The 19,003-nt window shown below is 61.5% G+C and carries 16 protein-coding genes and 1 tRNA gene; 9 read left to right on the top strand and 8 right to left on the bottom strand.

The genetic code is table 11. The annotated features are described in order from the left end of the window. Positions 1–180 precede the first annotated feature (180 nt). Complete coding sequence (locus EFD55_RS25535) at positions 181–1,635, bottom strand: glutamate synthase subunit beta (protein ID WP_125848689.1); 1,455 nt, start codon at positions 1,633–1,635, stop codon at positions 181–183. A gap of 226 nt (positions 1,636–1,861) precedes the next feature. Beyond that, positions 1,862–6,583 carry a glutamate synthase large subunit gene (gltB, locus tag EFD55_RS25530; protein ID WP_125848677.1) on the bottom strand — a complete coding sequence of 1,574 codons (4,722 nt, stop codon included), beginning with the start codon at positions 6,581–6,583 and terminating at the stop codon, positions 1,862–1,864. A 541-nt stretch (positions 6,584–7,124) separates the two neighbouring features. Here gltB and EFD55_RS25525 point away from each other — a divergent pair. Beyond that, positions 7,125–8,177 (top strand): threonine aldolase family protein, encoded by a 1,053-nt coding sequence (locus EFD55_RS25525; protein ID WP_125848675.1) that lies wholly within the window; start codon positions 7,125–7,127, stop codon positions 8,175–8,177. Between the two features lie 54 nt (positions 8,178–8,231). On the opposite strand, the gene EFD55_RS25520 is transcribed toward EFD55_RS25525, so the two are convergent. Next, positions 8,232–9,086, bottom strand: coding sequence for a LysR family transcriptional regulator (locus EFD55_RS25520; protein ID WP_125848673.1), 855 nt, complete (start codon positions 9,084–9,086; stop codon positions 8,232–8,234). Between the two features lie 93 nt (positions 9,087–9,179). Here EFD55_RS25520 and EFD55_RS25515 point away from each other — a divergent pair, with 93 nt between their 5' ends. After that, positions 9,180–10,184 (top strand): bile acid:sodium symporter family protein, encoded by a 1,005-nt coding sequence (locus tag EFD55_RS25515; protein ID WP_125848671.1) that lies wholly within the window; start codon positions 9,180–9,182, stop codon positions 10,182–10,184. 80 nt (positions 10,185–10,264) lie between these two features. On the opposite strand, the gene EFD55_RS25510 is transcribed toward EFD55_RS25515, so the two are convergent. Beyond that, positions 10,265–10,735: an Hsp20 family protein gene (locus tag EFD55_RS25510; RefSeq protein ID WP_125848669.1), complete on the bottom strand. Its 471-nt coding sequence runs from the start codon at positions 10,733–10,735 to the stop codon at positions 10,265–10,267. 530 nt (positions 10,736–11,265) lie between these two features. Between EFD55_RS25510 and EFD55_RS25505 the strand changes: the two genes are divergently transcribed. Continuing rightward, on the top strand, positions 11,266–12,240 hold the full coding sequence (locus EFD55_RS25505; protein ID WP_125848667.1) for an alpha/beta fold hydrolase: 975 nt from the start codon (positions 11,266–11,268) through the stop codon (positions 12,238–12,240). A gap of 6 nt (positions 12,241–12,246) precedes the next feature. Here EFD55_RS25505 and hisN read toward each other — a convergent pair whose 3' ends face one another. Together hisN and EFD55_RS25495 are read right to left on the bottom strand one after the other, a co-directional pair. Continuing rightward, on the bottom strand, positions 12,247–13,020 hold the full coding sequence (hisN, locus tag EFD55_RS25500; RefSeq protein WP_125848665.1) for a histidinol-phosphatase: 774 nt from the start codon (positions 13,018–13,020) through the stop codon (positions 12,247–12,249). Positions 13,021–13,271: 251 nt separating this feature from the next. Continuing rightward, a complete protein-coding gene (locus tag EFD55_RS25495; RefSeq protein WP_125848663.1) occupies positions 13,272–14,153 on the bottom strand; it encodes an N-formylglutamate amidohydrolase in 882 nt (293 codons plus the stop codon). 188 nt (positions 14,154–14,341) lie between these two features. Here EFD55_RS25495 and cpdR1 point away from each other — a divergent pair, with 188 nt between their 5' ends. The 6 genes from cpdR1 to EFD55_RS25470 all read left to right on the top strand — a co-directional run bounded on the left by cpdR1 (position 14,342) and on the right by EFD55_RS25470 (position 17,834). Continuing rightward, on the top strand, positions 14,342–14,704 hold the full coding sequence (gene cpdR1 / locus EFD55_RS25490) for a response regulator CpdR1 (RefSeq protein ID WP_003542883.1): 363 nt from the start codon (positions 14,342–14,344) through the stop codon (positions 14,702–14,704). A gap of 84 nt (positions 14,705–14,788) precedes the next feature. Further along, a tRNA-Val gene (locus EFD55_RS25485) sits at positions 14,789–14,863 on the top strand. 102 nt (positions 14,864–14,965) lie between these two features. Beyond that, complete coding sequence (locus EFD55_RS25480; RefSeq protein WP_245438547.1) at positions 14,966–15,247, top strand: hypothetical protein; 282 nt, start codon at positions 14,966–14,968, stop codon at positions 15,245–15,247. Positions 15,248–15,338: 91 nt separating this feature from the next. Next, on the top strand, positions 15,339–15,512 hold the full coding sequence (locus EFD55_RS33300) for a hypothetical protein (protein WP_165504916.1): 174 nt from the start codon (positions 15,339–15,341) through the stop codon (positions 15,510–15,512). 366 nt (positions 15,513–15,878) lie between these two features. Next, entirely contained in the window at positions 15,879–16,922 is a 1,044-nt protein-coding gene (locus EFD55_RS25475; protein ID WP_125848661.1) for a porin, read from the top strand. Positions 16,923–17,339: 417 nt separating this feature from the next. Beyond that, on the top strand, positions 17,340–17,834 hold the full coding sequence (locus EFD55_RS25470; RefSeq protein WP_245438546.1) for a hypothetical protein: 495 nt from the start codon (positions 17,340–17,342) through the stop codon (positions 17,832–17,834). A gap of 76 nt (positions 17,835–17,910) precedes the next feature. Here the strand turns inward: EFD55_RS25470 and EFD55_RS25465 are convergent, their stop codons facing one another. Together EFD55_RS25465 and EFD55_RS33890 are read right to left on the bottom strand one after the other, a co-directional pair. Beyond that, positions 17,911–18,627: a hypothetical protein gene (locus EFD55_RS25465; RefSeq protein WP_125848659.1), complete on the bottom strand. Its 717-nt coding sequence runs from the start codon at positions 18,625–18,627 to the stop codon at positions 17,911–17,913. Between the two features lie 155 nt (positions 18,628–18,782). Continuing rightward, positions 18,783–18,962, bottom strand: coding sequence for a hypothetical protein (locus EFD55_RS33890; RefSeq protein WP_125848657.1), 180 nt, complete (start codon positions 18,960–18,962; stop codon positions 18,783–18,785). Positions 18,963–19,003: the final 41 nt, after the last annotated feature.

Genomic DNA, 19,003 nt, shown 5'->3' with positions numbered 1-19,003 from the left:
ATCCTTCGGCACCAGGCTATCGAGCGTCACCATCTCAAGAGCCGTCTGGGTGGGGGCAGGTTTCTTCAACATGTCCCAATGAATCATAAACCCCTGGACGGTGCCAGGGGTTTGTCAGCAGTCTGACTCCGCCGGAGAGGCGGAGTTCTTGTCATCAGGAGTGGTGTGTTAGGCCGAGGGTCAGTTCGGCAGGACGGTCGAGCCCATCAGTGCCTCGTCGATCGCGCGTGCCGCCTGGCGGCCCTCGCGGATTGCCCAGACCACCAGCGACTGGCCACGGCGCACGTCGCCCGCTGTCCAGAACTTGTCGATCGAGGTCTTGTAGTCGCGGTCGTTGGCGACGACGTTGGTCGAGCCGCGCTTGTCGGTGTTGAGCGTCAGCTTGCCTTCCAGTTCCTTCAGCACGCTTGTTGTGAACGGGCCGCGGAAGCCGATAGCGATGAAGGCGAGATCGGCGCGGATCACGAATTCCGTGCCCGGCACCGGACGCCGGCGCTCATCGACTTCGCAGCACTTGACGCCCGTCAGCACGCCATCTTCGCCGACGAATTCGAGTGTCGCCACCTGGAATTCGCGCACGGCGCCCTCGGCCTGCGAGGAGGAGGTGCGCATTTTCGTCGCCCAGAAGGGCCAGACGGCCAGCTTGTCTTCCTTCTCCGGAGGCTGCGGCCGGATGTCGAGCTGGGTGACCTTAACGGCGCCCTGGCGGAACGCCGTGCCGACACAGTCCGACGCCGTATCGCCGCCACCGACGACGACGACATGCTTGGCGCCGGCAAGGATCGGGTCCGACGGCCAGCCGACGCTGTCAATGTTTTCGCGCCCGACACGGCGGTTCTGCTGCACGAGATAGGGCATCGCATCATGCACCCCGGCAAGATCCGCGCCCGGAATGCCAGCCTCGCGCGGGGTCTCGGAGCCGCCGCAGTAAAGAACGGCGTCGTGATCTGCGAGCAGTTGTTCGACCTTGACGTCGACGCCGACATTGACGCCGCAATGGAAGGTGACACCCTCGCCCTTCATCTGCTCGACGCGGCGGTCGATGAAGTTCTTCTCCATCTTGAAATCGGGAATGCCGTAGCGCAGCAGGCCACCCGGCTTGGTCTCGCGCTCATAGACATGCACATCATGACCGGCGCGGCCGAGCTGCTGGGCAGCCGCCATGCCGGCAGGGCCTGAGCCGATGACGGCGACCTTCTTGCCAGTATGCACTGTGGCCGGCTGCGGCCTTATAAAACCGAGCTCATAGGCCTTGTCGGCGATCGCCTGCTCGACCGTCTTGATCGCGACCGGTGCATCCTCGAGATTCAGCGTGCAGGCTTCCTCGCAAGGAGCGGGGCAGACGCGGCCGGTGAACTCAGGGAAGTTGTTGGTCGAATGCAGGTTCTGGATCGCCGCTTCCCAGTTGTTGTTGTAGACGAGGTCGTTCCAGTCCGGAATCTGGTTGTGCACCGGGCAGCCGGTGGGGCCATGGCAATAAGGAATGCCACAGTCCATGCAGCGCGCGGCCTGTTTCTGCACTTCCGGGTCCGACATCGGGATCGTGAACTCGCGGAAATGACGGATGCGATCCGACGCCGGCTGATACTTCGCCACCTGCCGGTCGATTTCCAGAAACCCTGTTACCTTACCCATGTCTTCGTCCCTTACCCTCATGACCGCCTCGCCCGCGGCCAGTTGTCTGTCATCAGTCCCGGTATCCCGGGCGGGTTGCTTTCTCTCGACCGTCATAGGCGCATATCCCCTGAAGGATCCCGCGTGATCTGGATGGCTTTCCGCCATCGGCATGATCGTCACGGGTCATCGAGATATTCGCCATCCGTCACACCATCTCAGCAGGTGACGGATGGCACGGTGCAAATCATTCCGCCGCAATGCCCATCCGGCTGCGTTCCATTTCCTCGAGCGCACGCCGGTATTCGACCGGCATGACCTTGCGGAACTTCGGACGGTAGTCGGCCCAGTTGTCGAGGATCTGCTTGGCGCGGGCCGAGTCCGTGTAGTGCAGATGGTTGGAGATCAGCTGGTAGAGGCGCTCTTCGTCATGGCGGGTCATGTCACCGGAGACGTCGACACGCCCCTTGTGCATGAGATCGCCGCCGTGATGATGCAGCTTCTCCAGCATATCGTCCTCCTCCGGAACCGGTTCGAGCTCGACCATCGCCATGTTGCAGCGGCTGGCGAAATCGCCGGTTTCATCGAGCACGTAGGCCACGCCACCGGACATGCCGGCCGCGAAATTGCGGCCCGTGGCGCCGAGCACGACGACGACGCCGCCGGTCATGTATTCGCAGCCATGGTCACCGACACCTTCGACGATGGCGATCGCGCCCGAATTGCGCACGGCGAAACGTTCGCCCGCCACGCCGCGGAAGTAGCATTCGCCCTCGGTCGCACCGTAAAGCACGGTGTTGCCGACGATGATCGAGTTCTCGGCCACGATCCTCGAATTCTCCGGCGGCCGGATGATGATCTTGCCGCCCGAAAGCCCCTTGCCGACATAGTCGTTACCGTCGCCGATTAGGTTGAAGGTGACGCCGCGCGCCAGGAAAGCGCCGAAGCTCTGCCCCGCCGTGCCGCGAAGCGTCACATTGATCGTGTCTTCCTTCAGCCCGCGATGATTGAAGCGTTTGGCGACCTCGCCTGAAAGCATGGCGCCTGCCGAACGGTCGACGTTCCTGATGCCGACCTCGAAGGCAACGGGGGTCTTGGCGGTCAGCGCCGGCTGTGCCTGCTCGATCAGCACGCGGTCGAGAATATCGTCGATCGGATGCTGCTGCCGGCTCGTCCAGAACGTCTCCTGCTTCGGAGCATCGACCTTGTGGAAGATGCGGTTGAAGTCGAGGCCCTTCGCCTTCCAGTGCGCCAGCATCTCGTCCTTCTCCAGGAACTCCGAGGCGCCGATGATGTCGTCGAGCCGGGTGAACCCGAGCGAGGCGAGGATTTCGCGCACTTCGTTGGCGACGAAGAAGAAGTAGTTGATGACGTGCTCCGGCGTGCCCTTGAAGCGCTTGCGCAACACAGGGTCCTGCGTCGCCACACCCACCGGACAGGTGTTGAGATGGCACTTGCGCATCATGATGCAGCCGGCCGCGATCAGCGGCGCGGTGGCGAAGCCGAACTCGTCGGCGCCGAGCAGCGCCCCGATGATGACGTCGCGGCCGGTCTTGAGACCGCCGTCCACCTGTAGCGCGACGCGCGAACGCAGGCCGTTCAGCACCAGCGTCTGCTGGGTCTCGGCAAGGCCGATCTCCCAAGGACTGCCGGCATGCTTCAGCGAGGTCAGCGGCGAGGCACCCGTGCCGCCGTCGAAGCCAGCGACAGTGATATGGTCGGCGCGCGCCTTGGCGACACCGGCTGCAACCGTACCGACGCCGACTTCCGAGACGAGCTTGACCGAAATGTCAGCGGTCGGGTTGACGTTCTTCAGGTCGTAGATCAGCTGCGCCAGATCTTCGATCGAATAGATGTCGTGGTGTGGCGGCGGCGAGATCAGGCCGACGCCCGGCGTCGAGTGGCGGGTCTTGGCAACGGTCGCGTCAACCTTGTGGCCCGGCAGCTGGCCGCCTTCGCCGGGCTTTGCGCCCTGCGCCACCTTGATCTGCAACACATCGGCATTGACGAGATATTCGGTGGTGACGCCGAAGCGGCCCGACGCGATCTGCTTGATCGCCGAGCGTTCCGGGTTCATCGAACCATCGTGCAGCGGCATATAGCGGTCGGATTCCTCGCCGCCCTCGCCGGTGTTCGACTTGCCGCCGATCCGGTTCATGGCGATCGCCAGCGTCGTATGCGCCTCCCTCGAGATCGAGCCGAAGGACATCGCCCCCGTCGAGAAACGCTTGACGATATCGACCGCCGGCTCGACCTCGTCGATCGATACCGGCTTGCGGCCGAGAGCCTCGGCGCTCTTGATGTTGAACAGCCCACGGATCGTGTTCATGCGCAGCGCCGAATTGTTCACCATGTCGGCGAATTCGCGGTAGCGGTCCTCGGCATTGCCGCGCACGGCATGCTGGAGGGCGGCAACCGCATCCGGCGTCCAGGCATGGCTTTCTCCGCGCATGCGGTAGGCATATTCGCCGCCGATATCGAGCGTCGTCGCAAGCAGCGGATCCTTGCCGAAGGCAGCGGTATGACGGGCGACGGTCTCTGCGGCGATCGCTTCGAGGCCGATGCCTTCGATCATCGTCGCGGTTCCGAAGAAATACTTGTCGACGAGTTCCGATGCGAGGCCGATCGCATCGAATATCTGCGCTCCGCAATAGGACTGATAGGTCGAGATGCCCATCTTCGACATGACCTTGAGGATGCCTTTGCCGACCGCCTTGATGTAGCGGTAGACGACCTCGGAGGCATCCACTTCCTTCGGGAATTCGCCCTTGGCATGCATGTCGAGCAGCGTGTCAAAGGCGAGATAAGGGTTGATCGCCTCGGCGCCGTAGCCGGCGAGCAGGCAGAAATGATGCACTTCGCGCGGTTCGCCGGTCTCCACCACGAGACCGACCGAGGTGCGAAGCCCCTTGCGGATCAGGTGGTGGTGCACGGCAGCCGTCGCCAGCAAAGCCGGAATAGCGATCCGGTCAGGCCCGATCTGACGGTCGGAGAGCACGATGATGTTGTAACCGCCCTTGACCGCCGCCTCCGCGCGCTCGCAGAGCCGGTCGAGCATCTCAGGCATGCCTTCAGCGCCACGCTCGATGTCATAGGTGAAATCGAGCGTCTTGGTGTCGAAGCGGTCTTCCGTATGGCCGATCGAGCGGATCTTTTCGAGATCGCCATTGGTCAGGATCGGCTGGCGAACCTCGAGGCGCTTGGCGTTCGCCATGCCTTCGTGGTCGAGAATGTTCGGACGCGGGCCGATGAAGGAGACAAGGCTCATCACCAGTTCCTCGCGGATCGGATCGATCGGCGGGTTGGTCACCTGCGCGAAGTTCTGCTTGAAATAGGTGTAGAGCAGCTTCGGCTTTTCCGACATCGCCGAGATCGGCGTGTCTGTGCCCATCGAGCCGATCGCCTCCTGCCCCGTCGTCGCCATCGGCGACATCAGGATGCGGGTATCCTCGGTCGTGTAGCCGAAGGCCTGCTGACGGTCGAGCAGCGACACGTCGCGGCGCAGCGCCCGCGGCTCCACCGGCTTCAGCTCTTCGAGGATGAGCTGGGTGCGATCGAGCCAGCTGCGATAGGGATGCGCCGTCGCAAGCTGCGACTTCACCTCGTCGTCGGAGATGATGCGGCCTTCTTCCATGTCGATCAGCAGCATCTTGCCCGGCTGCAGGCGCCACTTCTGGATGATCTTTTCCTCAGGAACGGGCAGCACGCCGGCCTCCGACGCCATGATGACACGGTCGTCGTCGGTAACGAGGTAGCGCGCCGGCCGCAGGCCGTTGCGGTCAAGCGTCGCACCGATCTGCCGGCCGTCGGTGAAGGCAACGGCAGCCGGGCCATCCCACGGCTCCATCAGCGCAGCGTGATATTCGTAGAAAGCCTTGCGTTCGGCGGCCATCGACTGGTTGCCGGCCCAGGCCTCCGGGATCAGCATCATCACCGCATGCGCCAGCGAATAACCGCCGCGCACCAGGAATTCGAGCGCGTTGTCGAAGCAGGCCGTGTCCGATTGTCCTTCGTAGGAAATCGGCCAGAGCTTGGAGATATCCTCGCCGAACAGCGGCGAGGAGACTGACGCCTGCCGCGCCGCCATCCAGTTGACGTTGCCGCGCAGCGTGTTGATCTCGCCATTGTGGGCGACCATGCGATAGGGATGCGCAAGCTTCCACGATGGGAAGGTGTTGGTCGAGAAGCGCTGGTGCACGAGAGCGACCGCGCTTTGGAAACGCGGATCCGAAAGGTCCTTATAATAGGCGCCGACCTGATAGGCCAGGAACATGCCCTTGTAGACCACCGTCGCCGACGACAGCGATACCGGATAGAAATTGCTCTCCTCGCCGTCGAACTCATCATAGATGCGGTTGGAGATCACCTTGCGGAGGGTGAACAGCCGGCGCTCGAACTCGTCGTTGTTTTCGGCATCCTCACCGGCGCCGATGAAGACCTGCACGTGATGCGGCTCGGTCGCGGCGATGTCAGGCGCCTTGGAAAGCGAGGAGTTATCAACAGGCACATCGCGGAAGCCGATGAAGACCTGGCCTTCTTCGACGATGACGTCCTTGATGACCTTCTTGAAGTGCTCGATCTGCTTCTCGTCGCGCGGCATGAAGATATGGCCGACGCCATATTCGCCGACCGGCGGCAGGGTGATGCCCTGTGCGACCATCTCCTCGCGGAAGAACCCGTCGGGGATCTGCACCAGAATGCCGGCGCCGTCACCCATCAGCGGATCGGCGCCGACGGCGCCGCGATGCGTCAGGTTCTCGAGGATGAAGAGACCGTCCTTGACGATCTGATGCGACTTCTCACCCTTCAGATGCGCGACGAAGCCGACGCCACAGGCATCATGTTCGTTGCGCGGATCATAGAGGCCCTGTTTCTTCGGCAGGCCGGAGGCGGATTTGGACATATTGGCCGTCGCGCGCACCTTGGCAGCAGCAAACTGGTCAAATTCCATGGATGGCGTCTTCGTCATCGTCTTTCCTCCTGTCGAAGCCCGCGGGGCTGCGGGCGGCTTTTCGTCCGGCGCCGCAACCCGAAAATAGGTCCGGCGCATGACAGCGCTGTTGCATTGTGAAGATCGGTCGCAGACATCTGCTTGGGAAAGCAAACCGTCGCGTTCCGCGCCTGCCATTCGCCTCCGCGCGCCGCCCGTCCATGGGGTTTGGCGCTCGGAAGAACTATAGCGTGAAAGCCGTTCTGTTCCAGGGCTTTCGGCGCCTCTTCGGCCGCAAAGGCCAAAATAGGACAGCAACACTGTCCTAATTCATCTGTTCTATGCCAGAAAGCATCCAGCTCCGCAAGAGCGCGCCGTCAAAAAACGTCAATTTGCGACGGAAGATTACCGCAGCAGCGAGCGCAGCGAAATAAAATTACGAAAAACAGGATCATTTTGTTTATTGATTGCGTAGTTCAATTTCTGTGATGTGTCCGGGAAGACGACCTTGATCCTGTGAAGCTTTCGCTTAATCTCCGCTCCCGAACCCGCCCGACCCTTCCTTTCCCACGGTTTCCCCATGTTCTTTGCTTCCGATAACTGGGCCGGCGCCCACAGATCCATTGTCGAACGCCTGCTGACGGAATCGAGCGGCTTTGCCCCAGCCTATGGCGCCGGTGACCTCGACAAGAAGGTCGAAGCCCGCTTTTCCGAAATCTTCGAGCGTGAGGTTTCCGTTTTCTTCGTTGCCACCGGCACCGCCGCCAATTCCCTGTCGCTGGCAAGCGTCCAGCGCCCCGGCGGGATCACTTTCTGCCATGCGGAATCTCATGTGATCGAGGATGAATGCGGCGCACCGGAGTTCTTCTCCGGCTCCGCCCGCCTCGTTGCCGTCGACGGCGAAGCCGGCAAGATCGATCCGGCCAAGCTTTCCGCAAGGATCGCGAACTTTCCCGAGGACGCCCTCCGCCATGGCCGCGCCAGCGCGGTGACCATCACCCAGGCGACCGAGATCGGCACCGTCTATTCGCTGCCGGAGATCGGCGAGATCGCCGCCATATCAAGAAAGCGCAATCTGCCGCTCCACATGGACGGCGCCCGCTTCGCCAATGCGCTGGTGGCGCTTGGCGCAACCCCGGCCGAGATGACGTGGAAGCGCGGCGTCGACATGCTTTCTTTCGGCGGCACCAAGAACGGCTGCTGGTGCGCGGAAGCGATCGTCTTCTTCAATCCGGATCAGGCAAAGGAAATGCCCTTCATCCGCAAGCGCGCCGCCCAGCTCTTCTCCAAGTCGCGTTTCATCGCAGCCCAGTTCGATGCCTATTTCGAAAACGGCCTCTGGCTCGATCTCGCCCGCCATTCGAACAGCATGGCCGACCGGTTGCGCGCCGGCATCGGCGCGAGCAGCGCCGCCCGCCTTGCCTGGCCGACCGCATCCAACGAAGTCTTTGCCATCGTCAGCAAAAGTGCTGCAAAGACCGCGGAGGAAAGGGGCGCCAAGTTCTATGAATGGCCTATCCCCGCAGCAATGCCGGAACTCGCTTCCAAAAGTGAGGCTCTGATCCGCCTCGTCACCAGCTTCGCGACGACGGAAGCGGATGTGGACGGCTTCCTGAAGTGCCTCTCCGCCTGACCGCCAGTCGAAATGGCCTGCCGGTGCGGCAGGCCTTTCGGTGACGGCAATGCCTCACCCCGACTTCAACCTTCGCACCTTCTGCAGAATATCTTCCGAAAGCGCCGAAACCAGCGCCTGATCGGCTCCCTTGCGCGGCACCAGCACGAATTCCACATCCTCCAGCACCGGCAACTTTCCTGCGGCGATCTCCTTCAGCCCTGACGGCGCCATGCTGCGGGGCTGCACCAGCACGCCCATGCCGGCTCGTGCCGCCGCCGTCAGCCCACTCAGGCTGCCACAGGTGCAGACGATCCGCCAGGCAACACCATTTCGTCCGAGCGCCTCCAGCGCGATCGCCCGCGTGACGCTCGGCGGCGGAAAGGCGATGAGCGGTAGAAGACCGGAGGCGAGCACATGCTCCGGATCGCGCGCCAGCCAGACGAGTGGCTCGCGATAGACCAGTTTTCCGCGCGCATCGCCAAGCCGGCGCTTGGCGAGCACCAGATCGATCTCGCCATTGTCCTGCATCTCGTAAAGGACGCCGGAAAGCGCCACGGTCAGCTCCAGATCGACGGAAGGATGTGAACGAACGAAATCCTCCAGCACTGCCGGCAGCTGGCTGGTGACGAAATCCTCCGAGACGCCGAGCCGCAGGCTGCCGCGCAGGCTGTTGCTCCTGAACAGCGATTGCACCTGGCCCTCGATCTGAAGCATGGCGCGCGCATGCGAAAGCAGCGCCTCGCCGTCACCGGTCAGCATCACCTTGTGCGTGTCGCGCGCGAGGAGCCTTCGCCCGAGCGTGGTCTCCAGCCGCTGGATGTGCTGGCTGACCGTCGATTGCCCGAGGCCGAGCCTTTCTGCGGCGAGCGTGAAACTGCCCATCTGTTCGACGGCGATGAAACTGCGAAGTTGTGAAAGATCCAGCATGTCGAATCCAATTTCTCGATAACTGTTATTCCTTGCATCCTGGATCATAATGGACGACAGAACAATGACTGTTTATTACGCCGCGAGACCGCCATGCGCCGCTTTCTGCCCGATACCTTCACGATTCTGCTCGTCTGCACCGTCATTCTTGCTTCGCTGCTTCCGGCGCGCGGCAGTTTTGCAGGCTATTTCGGCATCGCCACCGATCTTGCCATTGCGGCACTGTTCTTCCTGCATGGCGCGCGCCTGTCACGAGACGTCGTTATTGCTGGCCTCCTGCACTGGCGCCTGCATCTCGTCATCCTGCTGACGACCTTCGGCATTTTCCCGCTGCTCGGCCTGGCACTCGGATTGGTCCCCGATACGATCCTGCCACAGCCGCTTTATCTCGGCATCCTCTTCCTCTGCGTGCTGCCGTCGACGGTGCAGTCGTCGATCGCCTTCACCTCGATGGCGGGCGGCAATGTGCCAGCGGCCATCTGCTCCGCCTCGGCCTCCAACATCTTCGGCATGTTCCTGACACCGTTGCTCGTCGGTCTGCTCTTTTCCGTCGGCGGCCATGGCGGCTTTTCCTTCGATGCGCTGCAGCAGATCCTCCTCCAGCTGCTTGCACCCTTCATCGTCGGCCAGATCCTGCAGCCCTGGATCGGCGACTGGATCCGCGCCAAGAAGAAGATCCTGATGCCGGTTGACCGCGGCTCGATCCTGATGGTCGTCTATCTCGCCTTCAGCACGGCCGTCGTCGAAGGGCTGTGGCACACCTTCTCGATCGCCGACATCGCCGTTGTCATCGTTGCCGACATCGTCCTTCTGGCGTTGGTCCTTGCTTTGACGATGTTCGGCAGCCGCTGGCTGGGCTTCAACAAGGCTGACGAGATCACCATCACCTTCTGCGGCTCGAAGAAAAGCCTTGCGAGCGGCGTGCCGATGGCCAACGTCATCTTTGCCGGCCAGTCGATCGGCGCGATCGTTCTTCCCCTGATGCTCTTCCACCAGATCCAGCTCATGGCTTGCGCCGTCATCGCCCAGAAATATGCCGCCGCCGCGGCCCGGCGCGCAACGGAACAGCAAATGACGGATGCCGCCAGCCCGGCCTGAGCGACTAGGCCTCCACAGCGACAATAAAAAACGGCGCCCCGATGGGAGCGCCGTTCGTTTTACCCGTAAGGGAATGAGGATCAGCCGTTGATGACCTGCGCCTCGATGGCCTTCGGAGCCTCGATGGGCTCGGCGGCAATCGCGATCTTGCGGGGCTTCATGGCCTCGGGAATATTGCGCAGGAGGTCGATGTGAAGCAGGCCGTTCTTCAGCGAAGCGGCGGTCACCTCAACATGATCGGCAAGCTGGAAGCGGCGCTCGAAGGTGCGCTTGGCAATGCCGCGATAGAGGAATTCGCCGCTTTCCGGGGTTTCCTCGTTCTTTTCACCCTTCACGGCCAGCACATGGGCATGAGCCTCGATCGAGAGTTCGGTCTCGTCGAAACCGGCAACAGCCATGGTGATGCGGTAGGTGTTTTCACCGGTGCGCTCGATATTGTAGGGCGGATAGGTCTGCGCCTGCTCCGGCTGGGCAAGGCTGTCGAGCATGGTGAAGAGCCGGTCGAAACCGACAGTAGAGCGATAAAGGGGAGAGAAGTCTACGTGACGCATAATGTCCTCCTGTGGAAGCGACGTGTTGCGATAAAATGCCCCTGAAACCCCATCTTTGGCGGCCTCGGGACGGTTGCGCAGGCCCTTTTTGGCACCTGCAGGATGGAGATGGTGATGGGATTTGACGAGTTCAAGACCTTTCCGAAATTGCCGCATCCGGCCCGGTGAACCCGGCATGAACGATCGGTTCGGAAGGCATTCAGGCGCATTCGCGTAAGAATCTGGCGTCGGGGAAAATCTGGTCCCGATGGCTGAAGTGCATCGTCCCTTCTTCTTCAGTCTCAAACTCGGCCGGCTGCGGGCACCCTCATGCTCCTGCCGGCCCTTTTCCCGCGCCACAGCGCCGCGCGTCTGAAAAGACGCGCAAAGGACGCTGTAACACTTTGAAATGCTGCATAATTTTATCCTTAAATCGATCCCGATTTAGCGAATTACGCAGCCGGCCGCGCCGGCGCCACCGCTTTCCAAGCCGGATGCCATGCGCTATCCCTGATAAGCGAAGCAGTCAGCAGCGGCGCATTGGCAAAGTCATGGATCAGGTTCTCTATTCGACGCCCGACAATCCCGCCCCGGAAAACCGCACGGAGGGGTTCTTCGAAACCCATGACGGTCACCGGCTGCGTTACGCGGTTTTCCGCGCCAGTGCCCAGGTCGCCAAGGGCACGGTCGTCATCCTCCAGGGACGCAACGAATATATCGAGAAATATTTCGAGACGATTCGCGACCTGACCGCCAGGGGTCTCTGGGTCGCGACCTTCGATCTGCGCGGCCAGGGTGGTTCGTCGCGGCTCCTCAAGCGCCGCAACCACGGCCATATCCGCCACTTCACCGACTACGAGCGCGATCTCGACACCTTCCTCGAAAAAGTGGTGCTGCCGGATACCCGCCTGCCCTTCTACCTGCTCGGTCACTCGACGGGCGGGCTGATCGCGCTGTCGGCAGCTCCCTATCTCACCACCCGCATCGATCGCATGGTACTATCAGCCCCCTTCATCGGCCTGATCGGACAGGCGGCCTCGCCCCGCGCCATCCGCACCCTTGCCGGCACGCTGACAGCCGTCGGCCTCGGCTTCATGCCACTGACATCGAAACTGAAGGAACCGGATTTCCGCGACAACCCGCTGACCTCGGACGAAGCCCGCTTCGACCGCAATGTCGCGATGATGAAGGCCCATCCGGAGCTGACGGTTGGACCACCCACAGCCCGCTGGCTGACCGAGGCCTTCCGCACGCAAGAGCGCGTCACCTCGCCCTACCATCTCTTCTCGATCACCATCCCGACCGTCGTCATCGCCCCGACGCGCGACGGCGTCGTGCCTTATACGGCGCAGGAGCGGCTCTCGCGCTATTTCCGCGCCGGCCAGCTGGTGCCGATCAACGGCGCCCGCCACGAGATCTTCCAAGAACGGGATATTTACCGCGCGGCAGCGCTCGCCGCCTTCCACGCCTTCATTCCCGGCAGCGATGCCGAGGAGAACCAGGACGTCGCAGCCCTCGGCACGTAAACGGCCTCAACGCTGCAGGATGGCGATCGCTTGCTCGTAGACTGCCCGGCTGCCGGCAGCGATGATCGAGCCACCATTTTCCGGCCGTCCGCCGTCCCAGGTGGTGATGATGCCCCCCGCCCCTTCGATAACGGGAATGATGCCGCCGACGTCATAGGGTTTGAGACTGTTTTCCACGACGAGATCGATATGGCCGGCAGCCAGCAGCGCATAGGCATAGCAGTCGCATCCGTAGCGGAAGAGCCGCACCTGGCTCTCGATCTCCCGGTATTTCTCCATCTCCTGCCCGGCGAAGAGATGCGGCGACGTCGTGAAGAGAATGGCGTTGGAAAGTGAATCGCACCGGCGCGTCGCCAGCCGTCGCTCGCCTTCCGGCCCGGAATAGATCGAACCGTTCTGGTCGGCGAAATAACGTTCGCCGGTAAACGGCTGCTCGATCATACCCATGATCGCCCGGCCTTGCTTCTGCAGGCCGATCAGCGTCCCCCATACCGGCACACCCGATATGAAGGCGCGCGTGCCGTCGATCGGATCGATCACCCAGACATAGTCGCGGTCGAGCCCGACATTGCCGTGCTCCTCGCCGAGAATGCCGTGGTCCGGGAAATTCTCCTCGATCAGCGCCCGGATGGCGAGTTCGGCCGCCCTATCGCCCTCCGTCACCGGATCGAAACCCGAGGAAAGCTTGTTCGTGACATCGAGGCCGGAGCGGAAGCGTGGCAGGGTTTCGGCCTTTGCGGCCTCCGCCAGGCGGTTGAAGAACGAGCGGTCAGGAAGCATGGTGACACCGTTTGGCTGGCGGGAATATCGCCTTCATAGCGAAAAGCGGGAGGAATGCAATTATGCCCCAAATGCCCAAAGATATCGCAGCGCAATATATTGCTTGACATTTGTGCAATGCAATAGTAGCGTCCTCAGTACAGTCTTTGACTGTAAATACCCTCCTTGGGTGTTTCCTCCCTAGACTAGCCGCGCTCACAAGCGCGGTTTTTTTTGACCAGAGGAACCGAAGGCGGAAGCGATAAGCGGCTTTATTCGGCGGCCAACGCCCGATCGCCGGCGAATTTCTCGACATATTCCGCCATCTGCCGCATGAAGCCGGTGACTGCCTCGGCCACCGCGGCGAAATCCTCGCGCTTCTCCAGCGTCACCTCATCGACATAGATCGCCCGGTTCACTTCGATTTGCAGCGCATGCAGCCCGCGCGAAGGCCGGCCGTAATGTTCGGTGATGAAGCCGCCAGCATAGGGTTTGTTGCGGATCGCCGCGAAACCCATTTCCTCGAGGATGGCGATCGCAGCGCGCGAAAGCTCGGCCGAAGCACTGGTGCCGTAACGATCGCCGATGATGAAATCGGGCCGCGCGGTGCAGCCGGCGACTCGCACGTTGCCGGGCATCGAGTGGCAGTCGATCAGCACGCCGAAGCCGAACTGCACGTGGGTTCGCGCGATCAGCCGGCGCAGCGCCGCATGATAGGGCTTGTAGACCGCTTCGACCCGGTCGAGGCCCTCCTGCACCGGCAGGCGCCGCGCATAGATTTCCATGTTCTCGGCGACGATGCGCGGAATGGTGCCGAGCCCGCCGGCGACCCGCAGCGAATTGATGTTGGCATAGGGCGGCAGCAGCCCGTCGAACATGCGAGGATCGAGCTCGTAGGGCTCGCGGTTGACGTCGAGATAGGCGCGCGGAAAGTTGGCCGCAAGCAGCGGTGCGCCGAGCGCTACGGCCGAGCCGAAGAGCTCGTCGACGTAATGATCCTCGGAACGGCGAATCGCGATGCCCTCGAGCCTGGACTGGGCGATGAATTCCGGTGGATAAATCCGGCCGCTATGGGGAGAGTTGTAGACGAAGGGAATGGTCTGCGACACGGGCTCATGAACCTCAAAAAGCTCGTATTCCCGTATTTCCGGCACTTTCGGCCCTCTTTACCATGTCATGAACTGACTGCTTCGCCCATGTTGCCAGTTGCCTCGCCTCAAGTCCATACTATGTAGAAGGGATGGCGGTCGCAGACAGGCAATTCACCGGTTGTTTACCGGGTAAAGACTAGTGTAAACGGCTGGCAGCCCACCCAAAACCTATTCATCAGCGGTCTGGATTAATGACTCAGAAGATACTTCTCGCCGAAGACGACAACGACATGCGCCGTTTCCTGGTGAAAGCGCTCGAAAAGGCCGGCTACAAGGTCCTTTCGTACGACAACGGCGCCAGCGCCTACGACCGGTTGCGCGAGGAGCCCTTTTCCCTGCTGCTGACCGATATCGTCATGCCCGAAATGGACGGCATCGAGCTGGCGCGCCGCGCCACCGAACTCGACCCGGACCTGAAGGTGATGTTCATCACCGGCTTTGCAGCCGTGGCGCTGAACCCCGATTCGAAGGCGCCGAAGGATGCCAAGGTCCTTTCCAAGCCTTTCCACCTGCGCGACCTCGTCGACGAGGTCAACAAAATGCTTGCCGCATAAGGCTTGCCGGGCGGTGCGTCACAAAACTGAAAAAAGCCTATTGACGGCTCCGAAGGTTTTGTGATCTATGCGCCGCCATCGGATGGGCGTGTAGCTCAGCGGGAGAGCACTACGTTGACATCGTAGGGGTCACAGGTTCAATCCCTGTCACGCCCACCATCCAGATTGCTTGATCTACAAGGCCTTTCGAGAAATCGAGAGGCCTTTTCACATCGTGGTTCACAGGTTTGATAAACCTGTCCGGGGTAGGAGTTCTTCAGCGTGGCACAGGTCATCAAACGACGTAAGACCCTTGTGGTTTCCAGCGACAAGATCTCCCTGGCAAAAGGTATCAGCCTTCCGCAGGGGCGTTACCCCGTCACCGCCGAATATGTCGTATCCCACATGCGCGGCAGGCCGGTCGAGCAAGCCGGCCGTGTCATGCTCCACCTGACGCGACAGAACCTCATTGACTACGGCGTCGACCTGACCGGCAGCACGATGCTCGGTATCGACATCGACGTGAGCGGCAATATTGCGCGCAAGGAAGCCACCCTGGAGTGATTTCCAGAGCATGTCGCACAAAACCGTGCTGTGGGCGATCGCGACATGCTTGAGAAGACAGACCTGAAGTGCGAGGAGCGAATCTGAAAGATTGCGACTTCCAGACCGGGATGCGTTCCCTGCTGACGAATGCGCCAAGCTCTCGTCGCCGCGTTCGACGCCGCCGGGCCGCAAGGACGAGCTTGCGGGCGGCATGCCAACGGCTCGGTCCCTTCATCTTCCCGTCTCCTGCCATGCCCGCCTGCCGCCGAACCTCATCACCTAGTCTTCCTCGATTCGTGCAGATCGCGGTCATGGCATTTTCGCGTATGAGGACATGCTCATGCGAGCATCAATTGCATATCGCAGCGAAGGTTCAGCCCCTCATTGTTCAAGCATCCGCAGGCGCGGCTTTTGGGAAGGCCAGATGACGGTTTTGTGACAAAAATCGTGTTGTTTCAGCAACATAGCGGGTGCGGCCCAATGTCACAATCGAATATCTCGTTGCAGTGCAGCATCCCCTATGTAACTTACGCGGCGAGGCAGGCATCGAGCTAAAAAGGTGCCGCTTCGATCACACGGGGTGAAGATCCGTAGGGACTGCCAATGGCAACGGTCTTCATCCTATTGCATTTGAACTGGAGGTTATTCCATGAACATCAAGAGCCTTCTTCTCGGCTCCGCTGCTGCACTTGCAGCAGTATCCGGCGCTCAGGCTGCTGACGCTATCGTTGCTGCCGAACCGGAACCGGTTGAATACGTTCGCGTCTGCGATGCTTACGGCACCGGCTACTTCTACATCCCGGGCACCGAAACCTGCCTCAAGATCAACGGCTACGTTCGTTTCCAGGTTGACGTTGCTCCGCACGCCAGCTCGATCGGCGCCGGCGGCGGTGGTGCTGTCGCCAACGACTCGGACTGGGACGCCCGCACGCGTGGTCAGGTTCAGTTCACGGCCAAGAGCGACACCGAATACGGTCCGCTGACCGGCGTTATCGTCATGCAGTTCAATGCTGACAACGCTTCTGCCCAGAAGGCCCAGCTGGACTCCGCATATCTCGATATCGCCGGCTTCCGCGCTGGTCTGTTCTACAGCTGGTGGGACGATGGTCTTTCGGGCGAAACCGACGACATCGGCTCTCCGGTAACGCTGCATAACTCCATCCGTTATCAGTACGAAACCGACGCCTTCTACGCTGGCATCAGCGTTGACGAGCTGGAAGACAGCCCGTTCTACAAGGGCGAAACCGCTAACAACTTCGGCGTTGCCGTTGGTCTCGGCGGCAAGGCCGGTATCTTCAGCTACCAGATCACCGCTGGCTACGATGTCGACAACGAAGAAGGCGCCATCCGCGCTATGGGTACGGCTGCTGTCGGCCCGGGCACGCTCGGCCTCGCAGTTGTCTACGCGACCAACCCGAACGCCTACTACAACAAGGCTGAATGGGCGATCGCTGCTGAATACGCCATCAAGGCGACCGACAAGCTGAAGATCACCCCGGCTGTTCAGTACTACGACAAATACGGCGTCACCGCTGGCGAGTTCAACGACGACGTCAACGCCTGGAAGGCCGGCGTCACGATCGACTACCAGATTGTCGAGAACCTCTCGGCAAAGGTTTCGGTTCAGTACCTCGATGCTGATAATGCCGACGACGTAACCTCGGGCTACTTCCGCCTGCAGCGCGCGTTCTGATAAAGGGCTGCCGGCCACTTTGCGCGTCTGAAAAGACGCGCTGCGCTGTAGACCGGCAGCGACCAATTCCTGATCTGACTTGACCTCCGATCGGGAACGAATGGGCCTGGACTTCCCTGCCTGGGCCCATTCCCCTTGACGAGAAGTGCATCCAAGGCGACAGGCGCTCGACGAGCGCCTGTCACGGTCATCCGCATCGATTCGTTGCCGATATCAGGCAGAATCTGCCGTTGCTGAACCTTGCAACCAGCAGGCTCAACCAGCTCATCTGCGGCCGATCGCCGAGCCCGCTTGGCTGCCGGCGAAATCTTTGTCCCACAGGAATAACGAAACCAAATTCGGACACAGAGCCATGCCATGGCGAACTGGGGGCGAGGTAGCGATTCGCCTCGCCAGGACATGGGGTTTGAGATCGAAATGAAGTTATCCGCGCTTGTTGCCGCCGCAATTTTTTCCGCCGCCTTCGCCTTGCCGGCCTCTGCCGCGCCGGCGCCTGCCCCCGAGACATTTCCCGGTGCGCCCGGCGTCATTACGCTTTCCGGCAAGTGCGCCAAGCTCGTCGTCGCCAAGTTCGATGCCACCAAGGGCTGCAAGAACGAGCTTGCCAGCGTCACGCTGGCCAACGGCACGGTGACCTTCATCTTCACCTCGGACGGCAAGGCGCTGGGCTTCCAGGGCGACGGCAGCGGCATCAAGCCCGCCTCCAACGGCAATGCCCGCCTGCCGCTGAGCCTCGTCACGACAGGTGTCGGCAACAAGATGACCGGCCAGGTCAAAGTCGCCGGTTTCTGTACCTTCGGCAATCCTTATGCCGGCAAGCCGTTCGCCATCGAATGCACCGCTGAAAGCAAGGATTCCTCCTTCACCGGCAGCTTCCGCAGCGGCGGCACACTGGTGAAAAAGGACAAGTAAGCCGGGCTATTCTGGCAAAAGCGCGAGAATAAAAAGGGGCGTTTCCCCGCATTTGCGAACCGGAAACGTTCCCGCGTCAGGCGCACCAGGCGCCGCCGGCAGCCCCCGGCTTGCGCGCCAGCCCCTCATTGATCAGTTGTGTGCCGAACGAGCGCCCGTCGCGCGAGACGACGCGCGGCGCGCCGGAGGACTCGGTCTTGCCCGCCGCATTCATGGTGAAGGGTCCGGCGTTCAAAAGCGCCAGCAGACGCGCCTTGGCAGCAAAGGCGACCCTGCGCTCATCATCGCAGCGCGCCCGGTCGACGATCGGGCTTGCCATATCAGCAATCACGATCTTTTCGCCCTTGTACCAGAAGACGCCGCCGTCACCGACGCAGTTGATATGGGCGCCCTGCCCACAATAGCCGAAAGCGGCTGTCCCGGTCTCCGGCGCGGCGGGAGAGGAAATGGACGGTGTCGCCTTGACCGGCTGGACGGTCGGCGTGGGAATAGCTGCCGGCGGCAGCGGCCCCGCCGTCGCCGGTGCGGCTTTCGGCGCCGACACGGCGAGCGCGACCTGCTTCGGCGGCACGTCCTTCCTGACGGCGGACTTCTCCTCCGTCATTTCCCGGATCACCGCGGCCGGTTGCCTGGCGAGCATCGGCTTGATGCTCTTCCAATTGTCGAAGGCGGCGATGCCGGCGATCGCGGCAACACCGATCACCGTCCATGGCAGCAGCCCGCTGCCGCTGCGCGCCCTGCTCTTTCCTCTCGCCGGCGCCTTGCGGCGGCTTCGTGTCGCTGTCTTGGCCATCTGTCCGATTCCCGTGAGGCCGGGATTATCGCCGCCCAATCCTTTCTGAAAGGTTGGCGTAGCCCATCATCTTTGAGGGCAATCGGTATGAACCTTGATAGAAAAGCAAAACGCCCGGCATTATGCCGGGCGTCCATTCATTGACTGCCTGTTGCTCATTCGGTGCGTGCGGCCGAAATTTCGCTTTTCCCAACCGACGCCGGGAGACCAATCGAGGAAGCAGGCTGCTTTGGACGCTGGCCGATATCGATGCGTTCGTCCGCCGCCTCACGGACAGCCTTCCATTCATTCTCGTGCCGGATAAAGATCTCGCGGGGCACAAAATTCACGGTCATATGTTTCTCACCCTGTTTTAAATCTGGAGACTTGCGAAAAC

The sequence above is a fragment of the Rhizobium pisi genome, from assembly GCF_003938655.1.
GTDB classification, from domain to species: domain Bacteria; phylum Pseudomonadota; class Alphaproteobacteria; order Rhizobiales; family Rhizobiaceae; genus Rhizobium; species Rhizobium pisi.
The sequence above is the reverse complement of the archived record's forward strand: the minus strand, read 5'-3'. Positions and strand labels throughout refer to the sequence as shown.

What these genes read in the sequence shown, in the direction of transcription:
- EFD55_RS25535 (WP_125848689.1), bottom strand. Translation starts at nt 1,635, where the DNA reads ATGGGTAAGGTAACAGGGTTTCTGGAAATCGACCGGCAGGTGGCGAAG.
- gltB (WP_125848677.1), bottom strand. Translation starts at nt 6,583, where the DNA reads ATGACGAAGACGCCATCCATGGAATTTGACCAGTTTGCTGCTGCCAAG.
- EFD55_RS25525 (WP_125848675.1), top strand. Translation starts at nt 7,125, where the DNA reads ATGTTCTTTGCTTCCGATAACTGGGCCGGCGCCCACAGATCCATTGTC.
- EFD55_RS25520 (WP_125848673.1), bottom strand. Translation starts at nt 9,086, where the DNA reads ATGCTGGATCTTTCACAACTTCGCAGTTTCATCGCCGTCGAACAGATG.
- EFD55_RS25515 (WP_125848671.1), top strand. Translation starts at nt 9,180, where the DNA reads ATGCGCCGCTTTCTGCCCGATACCTTCACGATTCTGCTCGTCTGCACC.
- EFD55_RS25510 (WP_125848669.1), bottom strand. Translation starts at nt 10,735, where the DNA reads ATGCGTCACGTAGACTTCTCTCCCCTTTATCGCTCTACTGTCGGTTTC.
- EFD55_RS25505 (WP_125848667.1), top strand. Translation starts at nt 11,266, where the DNA reads ATGGATCAGGTTCTCTATTCGACGCCCGACAATCCCGCCCCGGAAAAC.
- hisN (WP_125848665.1), bottom strand. Translation starts at nt 13,020, where the DNA reads ATGCTTCCTGACCGCTCGTTCTTCAACCGCCTGGCGGAGGCCGCAAAG.
- cpdR1 (WP_003542883.1), top strand. Translation starts at nt 14,342, where the DNA reads ATGACTCAGAAGATACTTCTCGCCGAAGACGACAACGACATGCGCCGT.
- EFD55_RS25475 (WP_125848661.1), top strand. Translation starts at nt 15,879, where the DNA reads ATGAACATCAAGAGCCTTCTTCTCGGCTCCGCTGCTGCACTTGCAGCA.
- EFD55_RS25470 (WP_245438546.1), top strand. Translation starts at nt 17,340, where the DNA reads ATGAAGTTATCCGCGCTTGTTGCCGCCGCAATTTTTTCCGCCGCCTTC.
- EFD55_RS25465 (WP_125848659.1), bottom strand. Translation starts at nt 18,627, where the DNA reads ATGGCCAAGACAGCGACACGAAGCCGCCGCAAGGCGCCGGCGAGAGGA.
- EFD55_RS33890 (WP_125848657.1), bottom strand. Translation starts at nt 18,962, where the DNA reads ATGACCGTGAATTTTGTGCCCCGCGAGATCTTTATCCGGCACGAGAAT.